Consider the following 16,959-nt stretch of genomic DNA (forward strand, 5'->3'; position numbering starts at 1 on the left):
CCGGGAGGCCGCTGTGCTTTTGATTTTGAAGCAGCCGTTACCTAAATAACGGATATGCACACCGATCTAACTCAACAAAACAACACCGCCAGGCAACTCCGTACACTTGGCCCCATACGCATCGCGAATCAAAAGCGCCACCCCCGCCAACTGATGCAGACTAAACCGCGCCTGCACCCGCCGCTTGCCCAACTGCGCATTCATCAGCAGCAACATCCCCGGCCGATAGCGATTGATCTCATCCACCACCGTCGCCAGCGTCGCATTATCAAACACCAGCACCTGCTCCCGCCAAGCCACCACAGCCTGCACGTCCACCGCCACCGGCTCACCCACACCGCTGGCGTCATAAGTCAGCTGCCGCCCACCCTCAAGCCGAACCGTACGCCCCCCAACACCCACCAACAGCGCCCCATCAATACACGTCACACACACACTGTGATCCGTATTGCGCACATTGAACCGCGCCCGAGCCGCACTCAACCACCCTCCACCCGCCTGAACCTGAAGCGGCATCGCAGCATCGGCCAGCACCTCGACCTCCCCCTCCAACAACTCAATCCCACCCTCACGCCGGCTGATCCGCGTCTGCGTATTGAGCTCCAGCCGAACCCCATCACCCAACTCCACCCGCCGCTGCTCCCCGACCTCGGTGCGGTAATCCGCCGTCAACCCGGCAAACCCACCCGGCACCGTCACCCGCACCATCAACACCGCCGCCGACGCCGCAATCGCCCCGCCCAAAAACGCCCGCCGCCCAAAATGCCGCGGCCGGGAAAACTGCTCGGCGGCGGGAGCCAATTGCTGCCACAACACCTTGGCCTGCTCGAACGCCCGGGCATGCTCCGGGCTCTGGGCGCACCACTGGCGCAACGCCTTGGCATCAGCAACGGTGGCCCGGCCCGACGTCAGCAGCACCAGCCAGTCACGCGCTTCATCGTGCAGGGGGCTATTGGGCGCAGCACGGGCAGCGGAGAGGTTAAAAATGTTCAAGCGCGCAGGTACTCAACGGATTATCAGGGACTCAATCACTAAGACGGTTTTCCGGCCCCGGGACCGAACCGCTGGATCACTTTTCTTTCAAGGCGCTGCGCACAGTGGCCCAGCCCCGCCTTGATTTCCTTTTCGACCATGCGCGTGGAAATCCCGAAACGCCTGGAGATCTCCAGGTGTGGCGCCTCTTCCAGACGTGCCGCGATAAGGATCTGGCGCCGCCGCGCCGGCAGTTCGTAGAGGGCCTTGAGCAAGGACTGGATTTCCCGCTGGCCACCCACCACCCGCGACGGGTCCTGGGCTTCATCGACGGTCTGCAGCAGCTCTTCGACTTCGCTGCCGGTCAACAGTCGCGCATCCGCCTGGCGTCGGTCAGCGGCGATGTTCAGCGCCATTCGATACAGGTAGGCATTGGGTTGCGCCAGGTTCGGCGGTACGTCCATGCGGTCGACCCGCAGGTAGGTCTCGTGCAGCACGTCGTTGGCCAGGTCCTCGGACCCGAGGCGCTTGCGCAGGCGTACCTTGAAGTCCTCGTAGGACGCCAGGAACAGGCTGACCATCATGCTGTGGCCGGTATCTTTCATGCCCCGGAAACTCCTTCCCCTGCTGTGCATTCCATGCGTGTTCCTGTTGAATCGGGCATCAAAAGTAAGGTCACCGGCAAGCGCAGCGAACTGGGCGCCGGGCGTTCGACCCGGGTGGCGCCCAGGCCGCGTACCAGCGCTTCGTCACGCTGCAGGTCACCGGTGGAGCTGACCAGGCGGCTGTGTTCGATCACCCCGTCACCGTTGACCCACACCTGCACCAGCGCCCGGAAACTGCCGGGGCGGGTCAGCGGCGAACGGCACAAACTGCGTTCGATCGCCTGCTGCAAGGCCGCGGCATAGCTGTTGTTGATCCGTGCTGCATGCCCTGCCTTCAGCCCCCGCGTCGTGGCCGGCTGGCTGACCTCGGGGACTTGCAGGGTGAACGCATCGCTGCGGGCATAACGCGCCATCAGGCCACTCCCTGTCAGCAGCAGGCCCAGGGCTTGCTGCGCACTGTAGCGGCCATGCACGCCGATGGAGCGCCGGCCCCGGGTCAACTCGCGGTCCACCAGCACCGCCATGCCGGTGGCATGGCTGAACGCCTGCAGGGCGCTATCCAGGTTCTGCGCGGGCAGGTCCAGGGTCACTTCGGCGCGCACGGTCTGCGCCAGCCCCAACAGCAGAGCCAGGCAGCAGCCCGCGCGCCTCCAAGCCCCCCTGCTCAGCATCGCAACACGTCCGACATAGCCTACAAAACCGTCATCCTGAGGCCAGTTTATGAACCTGATGTTACGGTGCCAGCAAAAAAAACATCACGGTGACGGGCAGCCCGCTGCACTACACTTTCGAGCCATACCGGCCCATTTCCCAGGGCTCGCCAGGAGGCACCGATGAACCTGTTCCCGACCCTCGCCAGCCTGTTGCTGTGTGCTGCCCTGCCACTGATGGCCCACGCCGAAGGAACGCCCAATGGCTGCACCGAGGTCAACGTGGATGGCTACAAGGCACCGGACTATGGCTGCCTGAGCCAGCAGATGGGCAACCACCCGGACGCCGCCAAGGCCACGCAAAAGAACCAGCAAGCGCAACAGGTGCCCATCGACAAACGCAAGCCGAACCAGATCGGGCTCTCTACACCCGCAGCGACCAGTGTGCGCATGGGCAATACGTTCGGTACTTCGGTGAAACCCCAGCGGCCTTGATCGCCGCTTGTCCCCCCCTGCCCGCCCAGTGCAAAAAAAGCCATTGTGTTATCGCGATTGCCGATGTTATGTTTCTAACAGACATCAAAATCATGAAACATGAGTAACATCAATGACCGGCCTGCGCGAAAACGTCATGGATAAAAACAGCTTCCAGCGCACGCTGGAACAGCAGTTCCCGACGCTGACGCCCACCGGCAAGCGCATCGCGACCTACCTGCTGGGCAACCTGCAACAGCTGCCGTTCGAAACCGCCGACAGCATCGCCCAGCAAGCCGGCACCACCGGGATTTCAGTGGGGCGTTTCTTGCGAACCCTGGGGTATCGCAACCTCGATGACGTCAAGCAAGGCCTGCGCGGCGACCCGCAAGCCTCCTGGCTGATCACCGACCGCCTGGGTGCGTTTCGCCAGGAGAACGATCAGGAAGACGCCCTCGACCGTTCCCTCAACCGCGAGATCGAAGCCATCCAGCATGTGTACGGCCTGGCCCGCAGCCAGGGTTTCGCCGACATCGTGCAGCACATCGTGGACGCCGACGCCGTGTTCATCCTCGGCATCCAGTCCACCCGGGGCATCCTCAATGCGTTCCACAGCCACCTGGAATACATCCGTCCCAAGGTCTATTACGTCGATGGCCTGTCGGGGATCTACGCCGAGACCCTGAACTCCGGCTTTGAAAAACCCTACGCCATCACAGCGGACTTCCGCGCCTATTCCAGCATCACGCCCACGTTCTGCGAGACCGCGAACGCCCAGGGTCTACCCTTGGCGCTGATCACTGACTTGCAATGCCCCTGGGCCCGGGACTACGACCTGGACCTGCTGCAACTGAAAACCGATGTCGGCCAGTTCTGGGACTCCATGGCGCCCCTGACGTGCCTGTTCAACCTGATGGTGTCTGCCGTCGCTGACCGCTACGGCGAGCGACTGGATGCACGCCTGGCAAAAAACCGCGCCCTGCAACAGGCCTTCGGCCAGTTCGAATCCTGACCCTGGAAAGGAAATCTTTGAGTGAAAACCAGCCCATTGGTAGAAATCGCCCCACCGGAATACCCGGTACAGGTCGACCTGATCTACGCCAGTGCCGACAACCTCGCAGGCACCGTGATCTACCGCAATGCCCGCTGCCTGCTGCACGCCGAAGCGGCGGCCTGCTTGCGAAAGGCGAGCCTGTTGGCACGCCACGCCGGCATGACCCTGCTGATCTACGACGCCTATCGGCCGGCCTACGCCCAGCAACTGCTGTGGCAAGCCCTGCCCAACCCGGACTACGTGCGCGACCCACGCCTGGGCTCGCACCACACCCGCGGCGTGGCCGTCGACCTGACGCTGATTGATGAACACGGCACCCCCCTGGACATGGGCACGGCGTTTGATGCCATGGAGCCCAAGTCCCACCAGTTCTACCCCGACCTGCCGCCGCAGGTGCAGCGCAACCGCCTGCTGTTGCTGGGCATCATGCTTGGCGCCGGCTTCAAGGCGATTGCCACCGAGTGGTGGCACTACGAGTTGCCGGATGCCGAACTTTTCCCATTAATTGAGGAGTCACACTGATCCCAAGGACCGTACCATCACAATAATGAGCAGCACCCTTTAGCTCCAACTGCCCGGTTATAGATTTCATAAAAATAAACCAACCCGCTTTTTCCTCTAAATAATCAAGGAAACCGGCATGACCCCAAGCAACCGCAAGACCCTCGCACTCTCCCTGCTGTGCGCCGCCCTGAGCCTGGGCGCGTGGCAATCGGTAAGTGCCGCCGCCCCCAAAGACACCCTGATGATCGGCAAGGCCGCCGACCCGCAAACCCTCGACCCGGCCGTGACCATCGACAACAATGATTGGGCGGTGACGTACCCGGCGTACCAGAAGCTGGTGGCCTACAAAGTCGAAAACGGCAAGGGCAGCACCGAGGTCAAGGGCGACCTGGCCGACAGCTGGACCACCTCGGCCGACGGTCTGGTGTGGGACTTCAAACTCAAGCCCGGCAACAAGTTCGATGACGGCGCCGAGGTCGACGCCAATGCGGTGAAGTTCTCCTTCGACCGCGTGATGCAGCTCAAGCAAGGCCCGTCGGGTGCGTTCCCGGATGACATGAAAGTCACCGTGGTCGACCCGCTCACCGTGCGGTTCACCCTGGCCAAGCCCTACGCGCCCTTCCTTTACACCCTCGCCCACAACGGCGCCGGCATCATCAACCCGGACGTGGTGAAACAGGGCGACGTCAACGCCTACCTCTCCACCCACACCGCCGGCTCCGGCGCCTTTCGCCTGAGCAACTGGCAGAAAGGCCAGAGCCTGACCCTGGAACCCAACACCTACTACGCCGGCACCAAGCCCGCGCTGAACAAGGTGGTGATCAAGATCATCAGCGAAGCCTCGGTACGCCGCCTGCAACTGGAACGCGGTGACCTGGACATCGCCGAAGACATGCCCCAGGACCAGCTCACCAACCTGGCCAAAAAGAAAGACGTGGTGATCAAGGAGTTCCCGTCGCTGCGGGTGACCTACCTGTACCTGAACAACCAGAAAGCCCCGCTGAACAACCAGAATGCGCGCCAGGCGATCGTTGATGCGGTGGACTACAAAGGCATTGTCGACGGCATCCTCAAGGGCCAGGCCAAGTTGATGAACGGGCCGATTCCTGCCGGCATGTGGGCCAATGACCCGAGCCTGCCCTTGATGAAACAGGACCTGGACAGCGCGGGCGCGAACCTGAAGAAACTCCCGGAAAAAATCACCAACCTGAATTACATGTACTCCGACAAGGACCCGGACTGGGAATCCATCGGCCTGACCCTGCAAGCCAGCCTGGCGCCGCTGGGGATCAACCTGAAGATGGAAAAACTGGCCAACGCCACCATGCGCGAGCGCCTGGGCAAGGGTGACTTCGACGTGTCCATCGGCTCGTGGGCACCGGACTTCTCCGACCCCTACATGTACATGAACTTCTGGTTCGACTCCTCCCTGCAAGGCCTGCCGGGCAATCGTTCGTTCTACAGCAACCCGGTGGTGGACAAGCTGATTCGTGATGCGGCGGCCAACAACGACACGGCCAAGCGCACCGAGCTGTATCAGGAAGCCCAGAAGATCGTGCTCAAGGACAGCGTGTACGCCTACCTCTATCAGAAGAACTACACCCTGCCGATGCGTGATTCGGTGAAGGGTTATGTGTTCCATCCGATGCTGGAGCAGGTGTTCAACGTGGCTGAGATCAGTAAGTAACACGCGATCAAATGTGGGAGCGGGCTTGCTCGCGAAAGCGGTGTATCAGTTACCCGATGTATGACTGACCCACCGTATTCGCGAGCAAGCCCGCTCCCACACTGGACCTGCTGTGTTTTCCAGGCTGTATTCCTGATCCAAATGTCTCGCGTTACCGAGGAGCCCTCATGGCCTTCCTGAATATGTTGCGCAAACGCCTGTTCGGCCTGATCCTGGTCGTCGTCGGCGTTTCGCTGATTACCTTCTGCATCTCCCACCTGATCCCGGGTGACCCGGCGCGCCTGATTGCCGGCGACCGGGCCAGCGACGCCATTGTCGAGAACATCCGCCATCAACTGGGCCTCGACCTGCCGCTGTACCAGCAATACGGCCGCTACATGAGCGACCTGCTGCACGGCGACCTCGGCACCTCGATCCGCACCAGCCGCCCGGTGCTGGAAGACCTGAAAGCGTTCTTCCCCGCGACCCTCGAACTGGCGGTCGCCGCCCTGCTGCTCTCGGTACTGGTGGGCGTACCGCTGGGGGTGCTGTCAGCGGTGTATCACAACCGCGCCATCGACCAGATCGCCCGAACGCTGGCGGTTACCGGCATTTCCACGCCGGCCTTCTGGCTCGGCCTGGGCCTGATCGTGTTGTTCTACGGCCAGCTCGGCTGGCTGCCCGGCAGCGGGCGGCTGGATGAAGGCCTCGAACCACCGCGCACCATCACCGGGTTCTACCTGTTCGACTCGCTGCTGGCCGGCGATATCCCACTGTTCCTGAATGCCCTGGAACACCTGATCCTGCCCGCCGTCACCCTGGGTTTCGTCAACCTCGGCGTAGTCGCCCGGCAGATTCGTTCGGCGATGCTCGACCAGTTGGGCGAGGACTACATCCGTACCGCCCGCGCCTACGGCCTGTCGCGCTGGGCGGTGATCCTGCGCCACGCCCTGCCCAACGCGTTGATCCCGTCGATCACCGTGCTCGGCCTGACCCTCGGCGACCTGCTGTATGGCGCGGTGCTGACCGAAACCGTGTTCGCCTGGCCGGGCATGGGTGCCTATGTGGTGAAGTCGATCCAGTCCCTGGATTTCCCGGCGGTGATGGGCTTCGCGATCCTGGTGTCGTTTATTTATGTACTGCTGAACATGCTGATCGACCTGCTCTACCGGGTGGTCGACCCGCGCATCGGCGAGGTGAATTGAGATGACCGCTCCCCTGACCATGCCCGTACCGGTGCCCCTGGAACAGCGCCCCACCTGGCGTGCGCGAATGGAGTACCTGGGCTATCAAATACGCCGCAGCCCGCTGACCATCGCCGGCCTGACCATCACCTTGATCGTGCTGATCTGCATGGCCTTCGCGCCCTGGTTGGCGAGCCATGACCCCAATGCCCTGAACCTGGCGCAACGCCTGGCCGAGCCCTCCGCCGAACATTGGTTCGGCACCGATGAAGTCGGCCGCGACCTGTTCAGCCGGGTGCTGTACGGCAGCCGCCAGTCGGTGGGCGTGGGCCTGTTCGTGGCGTTTTCGTCCTGCCTGGTGGGCGGGCTGCTGGGCTGCCTGTCGGGGATTATCGGCGGGCGTTTCGACAGCCTGATCATGCGCCTGATGGACATCATGCTGTCGGTGCCGTCCCTGGTGCTGATCATGGCCCTGGCCGCCGCACTGGGCCCGAGCCTGTTCAATGCGATGCTGGCGATCACCGTGGTGCGCATCCCGTTCTATGTGCGCCTGGCCCGGGGCCAGGCCCTGAGCATTCGCCAGATGGGCTACGTCAAGGCATCCCAGACCTTCGGCGCCGGGCGCTGGCACATCGTGTCGTGGCACGTGGGCCGCAATGCGATGCCGCCGTTGCTGGTGCAACTGAGCCTGGACATCGGCAGCGCGATCCTGATGGCCTCGGCCCTGGGTTTCATCGGCCTGGGGGCACAGCAGCCCACCGCCGAATGGGGCGCGATGGTTGCCACCGGGCGCAATTTCATTCTCGACAACTGGTGGTACTCGACCTTTCCGGGGCTGGCGATCCTGGTCACCGCGACCGGCTTCAACCTGCTGGGTGACGGTGTTCGTGACCTGCTCGACCCACGGCAACAGGGGAAATGACCATGTCCAGTCCGGCAGTGCTTGCCATCGACAACCTGAGCCTGGAATTCCCGGCTTACCGCAACAACGTCCAGGCACTCAACGGCGTGTCGTTGCACGTCAACCCCGGCGAAGTCGTCGGCGTAGTGGGTGAATCCGGCTCCGGCAAATCCGTGACCGCGATGCTCAGCCTGCGCCTGCTGCCGGAGCGCAGTTACCGGATCACCGCCGGCAGCTTGCAGATGCTCGGCCGCGACATGCTCGGTGCCAGCGAGAAGGAGCTGCTGCAGATTCGCGGGCGTGACGCGGCGATGATCTTCCAGGAGCCGATGACCGCGCTGAACCCGACCCGGCGCATTGGCCGGCAGATGCTCGATGTGATTATCCACCACCAGCGCCTGAGCAAGGCCGCCGCCCGTGCCAAGGCCATCGCCCTGCTGCGGGACATGCACATCGCCGACCCCGAGCAAGTGCTCGACAGCTACCCCTTCGAACTCTCCGGCGGCATGCGCCAGCGGGTGATGATCGCCCTGGCATTTTCCTGCGACCCTCAGTTGCTGATCGCCGACGAGCCCACCACTGCCCTCGACGTCACCGTGCAACGCCAGGTGCTGTTGCTGCTGCGGGAAAAAGCCCGGGAACGCGGCACCGCGATCCTGCTGATCACCCACGACATGGCTGTGGTCTCGCAGTTCTGCGACCGGGTGTATGTGATGTACACCGGCGCCGTGGTGGAAGAAGGCCCCACCGCCCAGGTGATGAGCGACCCGCGCCATCCCTACACCCAAGGGCTACTCAGCGGCTTGCCGGAACAGGTGAAACCCGGCGACGACCTGCTGACCATCCCCGGCCAGGTGCCCAACCTTGCCGCCCTGCCCTCAGGCTGCACCTTTCGCGAACGCTGCCCCCAGGCCATGAGCCAATGCATCGAGCGCCCGCGCCTGGACCTGATCAACCCTGCCGGCACCCGCAAAAGTGCGTGCTGGCTGACTGCCGGGGAGTCGGTGCAATGACCGTGTCTCAAGATTCACTGCTGGCTTTGCGGGATGTACGGGTCAAGTTCCCGGTAAAAACCGACTGGCTGGGCCGCCCGCGCGGTTATGCCCACGCCCTCAACGGCATCGACTTGCAGGTGCGCCGTGGGGAAACCCTGGGGATTGTCGGCGAGTCCGGCTGCGGTAAAAGTACCCTCGCCCAGTTGCTGATGGGCCTGGTCAAGCCCAGTGACGGTGAAGTGGACTGGGTCTACGAAAGTGCCCGGGAACGCCACCGGCATGTGCAGATCGTATTCCAGGACCCGCAATCGTCCCTCGACCCGCGCCTGCCCATCTGGAAAATCATCACCGAGCCGCTGTTCGCCCTTGGCGACACGCCCAAGAGTGAAATGCGCACCATCGCCGCCAAGGTCGCCGCGCAGGTAGGCATTCGCGCCGAATACCTGGACCGTTACCCGCACCAGTTTTCCGGTGGCCAGCGCCAACGCATCGCCATCGCCCGCGCGCTGGCGTCCAACCCGAGCATCCTGGTGCTGGACGAGCCGACCTCGGCCCTGGATATCTCGGTGCAGGCGCAAATCCTCAACCTGCTGGCCGAGCTGCAACGGCGGCTGGGGCTGACGTACATCCTGATCTCCCACAACGTTTCGGTGGTGCGGCACATGGCCGACCGGGTGGCGGTGATGTACCTGGGGCAGATCGTGGAACTGGGGTGTGCCGAGCAAGTGCTGGAGCAGCCGAAGCATCCGTACACCCAGCTGTTGCTGGAGGCGGTGCCCAAGCTGGGGGTGGCGCTGGACGACGCGTATGTCAGTGCACCGACAGAGCTGCCGGGGAACCGGGTGTTGCCGGGTGGGTGTTTCTTTCTCGACCGCTGCCCGAGGCGTACACAAGGCTGTGAGCGACCGCAGCGGTTGACGGGTGGGATGAGTCAGCAGGTGCGGTGTCACCTGGAACATCCGTGAGGCGTCCTTAACGAAATTTTCATGATTGCGCGGCTATGATCCGCCACCTCGTTGGGGAGTAGCCTGCTTCGGATTCTCGAAGCGTTCGTATCAACATTCTCGGCAACATGCCGTGGTGCGAACACCATTTTGGTTGGTGAGACCAGCGACACATCCATGCCTGAAGTCGGGCGTGTGGTTGTGTCGTTGACTCATACAGCCCGACTGGAAGCCTTACCGTGAACCCCATTTCCCTGATTCTTCTCGCCCTTGCCATGTCCACGGACGCCTTTGCGGCGGCCATTGGCAAAGGTTCCAGCCTGCATAAACCACGCCTGACCGAAGCCCTGCGGGCCGGGCTGATCTTTGGTGTGATCGAAGCGATCACGCCGATTATCGGCTGGGCCATCGGCCAGGCCGCCACTCGCTGGGTGGAACAGTGGGACCACTGGATCGCCTTTACCCTGCTGGTAGCCATGGGCCTGCACATGATCTACAACGGCTTGAAGGCCGATGATCCAGAGGAAGAGAAACCGAGCCAGCACTCGTTCATGATTCTTGCCGTGACCGCGTTTGCCACCAGCATTGATGCCCTGGCGGTGGGCGTAGGCCTGGCGTTTGTCGACGTGAATATCCTGGTGGCCGCTGCGGCGATCGGCTTGGCGACGATGACCATGGTAACCATCGGCATGATGCTTGGCCGGGTGTTGGGGACTGTGGTCGGCAAGCGCGCCGAGATGGTTGGCGGCGTGGTGTTGATGCTGGTGGGTGCGACGATTTTGTATGAGCACCTGTCGGCCTAGAAACCGGCGAAGATCAAAATGTGGGAGCGGGCTTGGGTGGGAGCGGGCTTGCTCGCGAAAGCGGTGGTTCAGCCAGCCTATTGAGCGACTGACACACCGCCTTCGCGAGCAAGCCCGCTCCCACACGAGCCCGCTCCTACAGGGATCGGCGGCGATCAATCAGGCCGCGTGTTTTTCTTTCTTCAGGCTCTCGATGTCGATCACGAACCGATACTTCACATCGCCCTTGAGCATGCGCTCGTAGGCGTCATTGATGCCCTGGATGTCGATCATCTCGATGTCCGAGACAATCCCGTGCCTGGCGCAGAAATCCAGCATGTCCTGGGTTTCCTGGATGCCACCGATCAACGACCCGGCCAGGCTGCGACGCTTGAAGATCAGGTTGAACACGGTCGGTGACGGGTGCGGGCTATCCGGGGCGCCCACCAGGGTCATGGTGCCGTCGCGCTTGAGCAGGTTGAGGAAGGCGTCGAGATTGTGGGACGCGGCCACGGTGTTGAGGATGAAGTCCAGGGAGTTGGCAACCTTGGCCATTTCGTCCGCGTTCTTCGACACCACCACTTCATCGGCCCCCAGGCGCAGGCCGTCTTCGCGCTTGTTCGGCGAGGTGGTGAACAGCACCACGTAGGCGCCCATGGCATGAGCGATTTTCACCGCCATATGGCCCAGGCCACCGAGGCCGACAACGCCGACGCGCTTGCCCGGCCCGACGTTCCAGTGGTGCAGCGGTGAGTAGGTGGTGATGCCTGCACACAGCAGCGGCGCGACCGCCGCCAGGTTGCTCTCGTCGTGGGAGATCCGCAGGACGAACTTCTCCTTGACCACGATATTGTCCGAGTAGCCGCCGAAGGTGTTTTCGCCGCCAAAAGCCGGGCCGTTGTAGGTGCCGGTGAAGCCGTTTTCGCAATACTGCTCCTCGCCCTCGGCGCAGGATTCGCAGTGCTGGCAGCTGTCGACCATGCAGCCGACACCGGCCAAATCGCCCACCTTGAACTTGCTGACATTGGCGCCCACGGCGGTCACTCGGCCAACGATTTCATGGCCCGGTACCGACGGGTACAGGGTGTTTTTCCATTCGTTGCGTACGGTGTGCAGGTCCGAGTGGCAGACGCCGCAATAGAGGATGTCGATCTGCACATCATCGGCCCCGGGGGCGCGACGTTCGAACGTGAAGGGTTTGAGGGAATCCTTGGAGTCACGAGCGGCGTAGCTGTAAGTCTTGGCCATTTCGTTCACCTGGTTGTTCAGACGGTAGAAAGCAGTTGACCAGCATAGACGCTGAACCGTTCAACCGAGCACAGGCATACAAGTCCCTCGTCAGATTCTGCGCCTATAGTATTGGCTGCCCTCTCACCCAAGGAGTTTTGCCATGAGCACCCTACGCACACAAGACGGTACCGAGCTCTACTACAAGGACTGGGGCACCGGCAAACCGGTGCTGTTCAGCCACGGCTGGCCGCTGGATGCCGATATGTGGGAATACCAGATGGAGTACCTGAGCAGCCGCGGCTACCGCACCATCGCGTTCGACCGCCGTGGTTTTGGCCGCTCGGACCAGCCCTGGACCGGTAACGACTACGACACCTTTGCCGACGATATCGCCCAGTTGATCAACCATCTGGATCTGCAGGACGTGACCCTGGTGGGCTTCTCCATGGGCGGCGGCGATGTCAGCCGCTATATCGCCCGCCATGGCAGCGCGCGCGTGGCCGGGCTGGTGTTGCTGGGGGCGGTGACGCCGCTGTTCGGGCAAAAGCCGGATTACCCGCAAGGTGTCGAGATGGCAGCGTTTGACGGGTTCAAGGCCGCGTTGCTGAAGGATCGCGCGCAGTTCCTGGCAGACTTCAATACGCCGTTCTATGGCATCAACAAGGGCCAACAGGTCTCCAGCGGTGTATTGACTCAAACACTGAACATCGCCCTGCTCGCCTCGCTCAAGGCGACGGTGGATTGCGTCACCGCGTTCTCGGAAACCGATTTCCGCCCGGACATGGCCAGGATCGACGTGCCAACCCTGGTTATCCACGGTGATGGCGACCAGATAGTGCCGTTCGAAACTACCGGCAAGGTCGCCGCGCAGATGATCAAAGGCGCGCAGTTGAAGGTGTACAAGGATGCCCCCCATGGTTTTGCGGTGACCCACCAGCAAGCCTTGAACGAAGATCTGCTGGCCTTCCTGCAACGCTGAGCCGATTGCGTTCTCCTGCGACGGCTTATTTCTGGCCGGGCTGACACCCGGCCTTTTCAGGCAGTCGTACTATTCCCCGGTGCCGGCAAACCCCGCGACGATCTCGTCGATCACCACCCGCACCCGGGCGGTGTGCCGCAGGTCGGCATGGGTCACCAGCCACACATCGTAGGGCAACGGCCGCGTACGGTCCGGCCACAGCCGCACCAGGCCGTCGCGTTCGCCGGAAACTATCGGAACCTCACCGATACCGATCCCTGCGGCGATGGAGCGGCGAACCAACAGGCTTGAACTCAAGGCCGCAACAATACGCCCGCGTCCCAGCGGCTCGCTGACCAGGGTCAGGTCCTTCTGGCTTTGCAGGTGCGGCTGGTACACCACCAGGTCGTGTCCTTCGAACAGGCTGCCCGGTTCGGGTGCGCCGTGCCGATCGATATACGCCTGCGAGGCAAACAGCCCCACCGGCCAGCGGGCGATGCGCCGGGCGATCAGGTCGGGGTTGTCCGGGCGGGTATTGCGCACCGCGATATCGGCTTCGCGTTTGGCCAGGTTAAGGAACTGGGTCGAAGCGTCCATCTGCACGCGCACGTCAGGGTGCGCATCGTGCAGCCGGGCAATGGCCGGGATCAGGAAGTCGATGGCCAGGGAATCGGTGGTGGTCACCCGTACGGTGCCGGTCAGGCGGTCGTCCAGGCCCAGGACCTGGCGCTCCAGGTCGAGGGCCGAGCGCTCCATGTTCTCCACCGATTGCAACGCGGCCTCACCCACGGCGGTCAGCGCATAGCCCTCGGAGGTGCGCAGGAACAATGTTGCGTTCAGGGACTTTTCCAGGGCATTGACCCGTCGCCCCACGGTGGCCTGATCCACCCCCAGCACCCGCGCGGCCCCGCGTAATGTGGACTCGCGGCACACCGCGAGGAACACCCGCGCATCGTCCCAATTCATGGCTTTCCCCTTCGATGCATTTTTGCATCATCGTGACGTGTAATCGCAGCATTATTGCATCACTCATCACAGCTATGCTGGGCACCAGAGAAAATACCTAGGATCGCCAGCAGGCTGAACCGCTCGGTGACGGGCGCGGTCCCAACCCATACGTTCATTGCTACAGGTGCGCTCAAATGAATCTGCCCCACGAAATGACCCTGATCGAAATCACCAGCCCCGGCGGCCCCGAAGTCCTGCAACCACGCCAGGAGCCGGTACCTGTCGCCGGCCCCGGCGAAGTGCTGATCCGCGTGCACGCCGCCGGCGTCAATCGCCCGGACGCCCTGCAACGCGCCGGCACGTATCCGATGAAACCCGGCATGAGCCCGATTCCCGGGCTGGAAGTGGCCGGTGTGGTGGTCGCGCTGGGCGAAGGCGTCAGCGAGTACGCGCTGGGCGACAAGGTGTGCGCCCTGACCAATGGCGGCGGTTATGCGCAGTACTGCGCAGTGCCCGCCAGCCAGACCTTGCCGCTTCCCGATGGCCTGGACTGGATTCAGGCGGCAGCGATCCCGGAAACCTTCTTCACCGTATGGGCCAACCTGTTCGGCATCGGCGGTGCGCATAAAGGCCAGCGCGTGTTGATCCATGGCGGCACCAGCGGCATCGGCACCACCGCGCTGATGCTCTGCCGCGAGTTCGGTATCGAAGCGTTCGCCACCGCCGGCAGCGTGGAAAAATGCGCCGCCATCCGCGAGCTGGGAGCCGAGCCGATCAACTACCGGGAACAGAATTTCGCCGAGGTCATCGCTGACAAGACCGCGGGCAAGGGTGTCAATGTGGTCCTCGACATCATGGGTGGCTCCTACCTGAACGACAACATCAGCGCCCTGGCCATGGAAGGTCGCCTGGTGATGCTGGGCTTCCTCGGCGGCGCACGCGCCAAGGACATCGACCTGCTGGCGATCCTCGGCAAACGCGCGATCGTTACCGGCTCGTTGTTGCGCTCACGCACCCGGGAAGAAAAAGCCGCGATTGCCGCACAACTGCGCGAACACGTGTGGCCGGTGCTGTCGGCCGGGCGTTGCCTGCCGATGATCGATGAGGTGTATGCCTATACCGACGCCGCGAAGGCCCATGCGCGCATGGAAGGTGGCGACCATATCGGCAAGATTGTGTTGCGGGTGGATTGATAAACATGCGGAAAAACGGTTTATAACGTCATCAGAACAAAACACTGCGGTTAATGGAGGCTTCATGAAACTGGTCGGCATGCTGGACTCGCCCTACGTGCGCCGCGTGGCCATCTCCCTGGAACTGTACGGCGTCGCGTTCGAACACCAGGCATTGTCGGTGTTCAGCACCTTCGATGAGTTTTCCGGGATCAACCCGGTAGTCAAGGCACCGACGCTGGTGCTCGACGACGGTACGATGCTGATGGATTCCGGCCTGATCCTCGAGTACCTGGAAGCCCTGGCGCCGGCTGCCAAAAAGCTGTTGCCCCAGCAAACAATGGCACTTGCCAGGGATCTGCAAGTGATCGGCCTGGCGCTGGCAGCGTGCGAAAAGACCGTGCAGATCGTCTACGAACATCACCTGCGGCCCGCCGAAAAACTGCATCAGCCGTGGATCGACCGCGTGACCGGACAACTGCTGGCGGCCTATGCATTATTGGAGGCGCGGGTGGCCGAGCGCGACAGCGACGCGCCGCTGACCCAGGCGAGCCTGACGGTGGCGGTCGCCTGGTCCTTCACCCAGCTGAAGATAGCCGACGTCGTGAAGGCCGATGCGTTTCCCCACTTGCAACGCCACGCGGCCCTCGCCGAGCAGCACCCGGCATTCGGCAAATACCCGATCGAGTAGCCCGTGCCTACCCGGCATACACCGGATAATCGGTGAAGCCCACCTCGGTGCCGCCATACAGGCCGTCCGCGTTCAACGGGTTCAGCGGCCAACCGTTGAGCAGGCGTTGGGGCAAGTCGGGATTGGCAATGTACGGCCGGCCAAACGCGATCAGGTCTGCCAGCCCTGCCTCTACCAGCCGCACGCCGCGCTCTGCGGTGTAGCGGCCTGCGTAGATGATCCGGCCGCTGAAGGTGTCACGCACCGCCTGGCGGAACGACTCGGGCAACTCGGGGGCATTGTCCCAGTCGGCTTCGGCAATCGACACGTAGGCGATGCCGGCCGCCTCAAGCACCTTGATCGCCTCGATGTAGGTGTGATGCGGGTCTTCCTCGACGAGGCCGATGTAGACCCGGTCCTGGTCAGTGCCGCTGAACAACGGCGCAAAGCGCACACCCAGGCGCTGCGGGCCGACTACTTCGGCCACCGCCTCGACGATTTCCCGCAGGAACCGCAGGCGATTGTGCAGTGAGCCACCGTATTCATCGTCGCGCTGGTTGGAATGCGCCGAAATGAACTGGTTGACCAGGTAGCCGTTGGCCGAATGAATTTCCACGCCATCGAAGCCTGCGGCCAATGCATTTTTTGCAGCCTGGGCGTAAAGCCCCACCAACTCCTTGACCTCGGCGGTAGCCAGGGCGCGCGGCTCGGGTGGCTGCACCAACTTACCGGTGCCGGGCCCGGTTGCAACGAATGCCTTGGCTTGCTGCGGCTGGATCGCCGACGGCGCAACGGGTGCTGCGCCGTCGGGCTGCAGTTCGTGATGGGACACACGACCCACATGCCAAAGCTGGGCGAAGATCACGCCGCCTTCGGCATGCACGGCATCGGTCACGGTACGCCAGCCGTCAATCTGCTCCGGTGTGTAGATGCCCGGGGTCCAGGCGTAACCCTGGCCGCGAGGCTCGATCTGCGTGCCCTCGCTGACCATGAAGCCGGCGGTAGCACGCTGGCGGTAATAAAGCGCCATCAAGTCCGTGGCGATATCACCGGGCTGGGCACTTCGCTGGCGGGTAAGCGGCGGCAGGACGATGCGGTTTTTCAGGGTGTGGTGCCCCAGTGTGATCGGGGTACCTAAAGCGCTGTTGCTCATGGGGGGACAGTTCCGGATTCAAATTTCAGACAGGCAGAAGCTGCCGGCTCCCGCTCAGGGGAGCCGCCAACAACGTACTTTTTGGGGGATTCAGCGG

The 16,959-nt window shown here is 62.9% G+C and carries 18 protein-coding genes and 1 riboswitch; of the genes, 12 read left to right on the forward strand and 6 right to left on the reverse strand.

What is annotated here, in order from left to right:
- Positions 1 to 66: 66 nt before the first annotated feature.
- The 3 genes from HX824_RS32025 to HX824_RS32035 are packed head-to-tail and all read right to left on the reverse strand — an operon-like array spanning position 67 to position 2,248.
- The gene (locus HX824_RS32025; RefSeq protein WP_102605757.1) at positions 67 to 993 is read right to left on the reverse strand and encodes a DUF4880 domain-containing protein; all 927 of its coding nucleotides are present in this window, start codon (positions 991 to 993) and stop codon (positions 67 to 69) included.
- A 38-nt stretch (positions 994 to 1,031) separates the two neighbouring features.
- A complete protein-coding gene (locus HX824_RS32030; RefSeq protein WP_102605758.1) occupies positions 1,032 to 1,577 on the reverse strand; it encodes an RNA polymerase sigma factor in 546 nt (181 codons plus the stop codon).
- A complete protein-coding gene (locus HX824_RS32035; RefSeq protein ID WP_087694899.1) occupies positions 1,574 to 2,248 on the reverse strand; it encodes a secretin and TonB N-terminal domain-containing protein in 675 nt (224 codons plus the stop codon). The genes HX824_RS32030 and HX824_RS32035 overlap by 4 nt, the downstream gene beginning before the upstream one ends.
- A 162-nt stretch (positions 2,249 to 2,410) precedes the next feature.
- Here HX824_RS32035 and HX824_RS32040 point away from each other — a divergent pair, with 162 nt between their 5' ends.
- The 9 genes from HX824_RS32040 to mntP all read left to right on the forward strand — a co-directional run bounded on the left by HX824_RS32040 (position 2,411) and on the right by mntP (position 10,752).
- Entirely contained in the window at positions 2,411 to 2,722 is a 312-nt protein-coding gene (locus tag HX824_RS32040; protein WP_087694900.1) for a hypothetical protein, read from the forward strand.
- Positions 2,723 to 2,858: 136 nt separating this feature from the next.
- A complete protein-coding gene (locus HX824_RS32045) occupies positions 2,859 to 3,713 on the forward strand; it encodes a MurR/RpiR family transcriptional regulator (RefSeq protein ID WP_032898755.1) in 855 nt (284 codons plus the stop codon).
- A 21-nt stretch (positions 3,714 to 3,734) separates the two neighbouring features.
- A complete protein-coding gene (ddpX, locus tag HX824_RS32050) occupies positions 3,735 to 4,277 on the forward strand; it encodes a D-alanyl-D-alanine dipeptidase (RefSeq protein ID WP_177056073.1) in 543 nt (180 codons plus the stop codon).
- 118 nt (positions 4,278 to 4,395) lie between these two features.
- A complete protein-coding gene (locus tag HX824_RS32055) occupies positions 4,396 to 5,946 on the forward strand; it encodes an ABC transporter substrate-binding protein (RefSeq protein ID WP_087694902.1) in 1,551 nt (516 codons plus the stop codon).
- A 167-nt stretch (positions 5,947 to 6,113) separates the two neighbouring features.
- Positions 6,114 to 7,130: an ABC transporter permease gene (locus HX824_RS32060; RefSeq protein WP_177056075.1), complete on the forward strand. Its 1,017-nt coding sequence runs from the start codon at positions 6,114 to 6,116 to the stop codon at positions 7,128 to 7,130.
- 19 nt (positions 7,131 to 7,149) lie between these two features.
- Positions 7,150 to 8,031, forward strand: a complete 882-nt coding sequence (ddpC, locus tag HX824_RS32065; RefSeq protein ID WP_032868129.1) for a D,D-dipeptide ABC transporter permease — start codon at positions 7,150 to 7,152, stop codon at positions 8,029 to 8,031.
- Positions 8,028 to 9,023 (forward strand): ABC transporter ATP-binding protein, encoded by a 996-nt coding sequence (locus tag HX824_RS32070; RefSeq protein ID WP_032898749.1) that lies wholly within the window; start codon positions 8,028 to 8,030, stop codon positions 9,021 to 9,023. Before ddpC ends, HX824_RS32070 begins: the two co-directional genes overlap by 4 nt.
- Complete coding sequence (locus HX824_RS32075; RefSeq protein ID WP_003220120.1) at positions 9,020 to 9,970, forward strand: oligopeptide/dipeptide ABC transporter ATP-binding protein; 951 nt, start codon at positions 9,020 to 9,022, stop codon at positions 9,968 to 9,970. Before HX824_RS32070 ends, HX824_RS32075 begins: the two co-directional genes overlap by 4 nt.
- 41 nt (positions 9,971 to 10,011) lie before the next feature.
- A riboswitch (yybP-ykoY riboswitch) is annotated at positions 10,012 to 10,178 on the forward strand.
- Positions 10,179 to 10,188: 10 nt separating this feature from the next.
- Positions 10,189 to 10,752: a manganese efflux pump MntP gene (gene mntP / locus HX824_RS32080; protein WP_177056077.1), complete on the forward strand. Its 564-nt coding sequence runs from the start codon at positions 10,189 to 10,191 to the stop codon at positions 10,750 to 10,752.
- 159 nt (positions 10,753 to 10,911) lie between these two features.
- On the opposite strand, the gene HX824_RS32085 is transcribed toward mntP, so the two are convergent.
- Positions 10,912 to 11,979, reverse strand: coding sequence for an NAD(P)-dependent alcohol dehydrogenase (locus HX824_RS32085; RefSeq protein WP_003220118.1), 1,068 nt, complete (start codon positions 11,977 to 11,979; stop codon positions 10,912 to 10,914).
- Positions 11,980 to 12,121: 142 nt separating this feature from the next.
- Between HX824_RS32085 and HX824_RS32090 the strand changes: the two genes are divergently transcribed.
- Positions 12,122 to 12,940: an alpha/beta fold hydrolase gene (locus HX824_RS32090; protein ID WP_003220116.1), complete on the forward strand. Its 819-nt coding sequence runs from the start codon at positions 12,122 to 12,124 to the stop codon at positions 12,938 to 12,940.
- A gap of 69 nt (positions 12,941 to 13,009) precedes the next feature.
- On the opposite strand, the gene HX824_RS32095 is transcribed toward HX824_RS32090, so the two are convergent.
- Positions 13,010 to 13,885 carry a LysR family transcriptional regulator gene (locus tag HX824_RS32095; protein WP_177056079.1) on the reverse strand — a complete coding sequence of 292 codons (876 nt, stop codon included), beginning with the start codon at positions 13,883 to 13,885 and terminating at the stop codon, positions 13,010 to 13,012.
- Positions 13,886 to 14,061: 176 nt separating this feature from the next.
- Here HX824_RS32095 and HX824_RS32100 point away from each other — a divergent pair, with 176 nt between their 5' ends.
- Both HX824_RS32100 and HX824_RS32105 read left to right on the forward strand, forming a co-directional pair.
- Complete coding sequence (locus HX824_RS32100; RefSeq protein ID WP_177051355.1) at positions 14,062 to 15,060, forward strand: NAD(P)H-quinone oxidoreductase; 999 nt, start codon at positions 14,062 to 14,064, stop codon at positions 15,058 to 15,060.
- Between the two features lie 64 nt (positions 15,061 to 15,124).
- Positions 15,125 to 15,730, forward strand: a complete 606-nt coding sequence (locus HX824_RS32105) for a glutathione S-transferase (RefSeq protein WP_177056081.1) — start codon at positions 15,125 to 15,127, stop codon at positions 15,728 to 15,730.
- 7 nt (positions 15,731 to 15,737) lie between these two features.
- Here HX824_RS32105 and HX824_RS32110 read toward each other — a convergent pair whose 3' ends face one another.
- A complete protein-coding gene (locus HX824_RS32110) occupies positions 15,738 to 16,862 on the reverse strand; it encodes an alkene reductase (protein WP_102368728.1) in 1,125 nt (374 codons plus the stop codon).
- Positions 16,863 to 16,959: the final 97 nt, after the last annotated feature.

The sequence above is a fragment of the Pseudomonas sp. D4002 genome (genome assembly GCF_013385665.1).
Classification (GTDB): domain Bacteria; phylum Pseudomonadota; class Gammaproteobacteria; order Pseudomonadales; family Pseudomonadaceae; genus Aquipseudomonas.

Coding starts and splice junctions, on each gene's coding strand:
- HX824_RS32035 (WP_087694899.1), bottom strand. CDS start 2,248: ATGCTGAGCAGGGGGGCTTGGAGGCGCGCGGGCTGCTGCCTGGCTCTG.
- HX824_RS32110 (WP_102368728.1), bottom strand. CDS start 16,862: ATGAGCAACAGCGCTTTAGGTACCCCGATCACACTGGGGCACCACACC.
- HX824_RS32075 (WP_003220120.1), top strand. CDS start 9,020: ATGACCGTGTCTCAAGATTCACTGCTGGCTTTGCGGGATGTACGGGTC.
- HX824_RS32045 (WP_032898755.1), top strand. CDS start 2,859: ATGGATAAAAACAGCTTCCAGCGCACGCTGGAACAGCAGTTCCCGACG.
- HX824_RS32105 (WP_177056081.1), top strand. CDS start 15,125: ATGAAACTGGTCGGCATGCTGGACTCGCCCTACGTGCGCCGCGTGGCC.
- HX824_RS32060 (WP_177056075.1), top strand. CDS start 6,114: ATGGCCTTCCTGAATATGTTGCGCAAACGCCTGTTCGGCCTGATCCTG.
- HX824_RS32095 (WP_177056079.1), bottom strand. CDS start 13,885: ATGAATTGGGACGATGCGCGGGTGTTCCTCGCGGTGTGCCGCGAGTCC.
- HX824_RS32030 (WP_102605758.1), bottom strand. CDS start 1,577: ATGAAAGATACCGGCCACAGCATGATGGTCAGCCTGTTCCTGGCGTCC.
- HX824_RS32040 (WP_087694900.1), top strand. CDS start 2,411: ATGAACCTGTTCCCGACCCTCGCCAGCCTGTTGCTGTGTGCTGCCCTG.
- HX824_RS32070 (WP_032898749.1), top strand. CDS start 8,028: ATGACCATGTCCAGTCCGGCAGTGCTTGCCATCGACAACCTGAGCCTG.
- HX824_RS32100 (WP_177051355.1), top strand. CDS start 14,062: ATGAATCTGCCCCACGAAATGACCCTGATCGAAATCACCAGCCCCGGC.
- HX824_RS32085 (WP_003220118.1), bottom strand. CDS start 11,979: ATGGCCAAGACTTACAGCTACGCCGCTCGTGACTCCAAGGATTCCCTC.
- ddpC (WP_032868129.1), top strand. CDS start 7,150: ATGCCCGTACCGGTGCCCCTGGAACAGCGCCCCACCTGGCGTGCGCGA.
- HX824_RS32090 (WP_003220116.1), top strand. CDS start 12,122: ATGAGCACCCTACGCACACAAGACGGTACCGAGCTCTACTACAAGGAC.
- HX824_RS32055 (WP_087694902.1), top strand. CDS start 4,396: ATGACCCCAAGCAACCGCAAGACCCTCGCACTCTCCCTGCTGTGCGCC.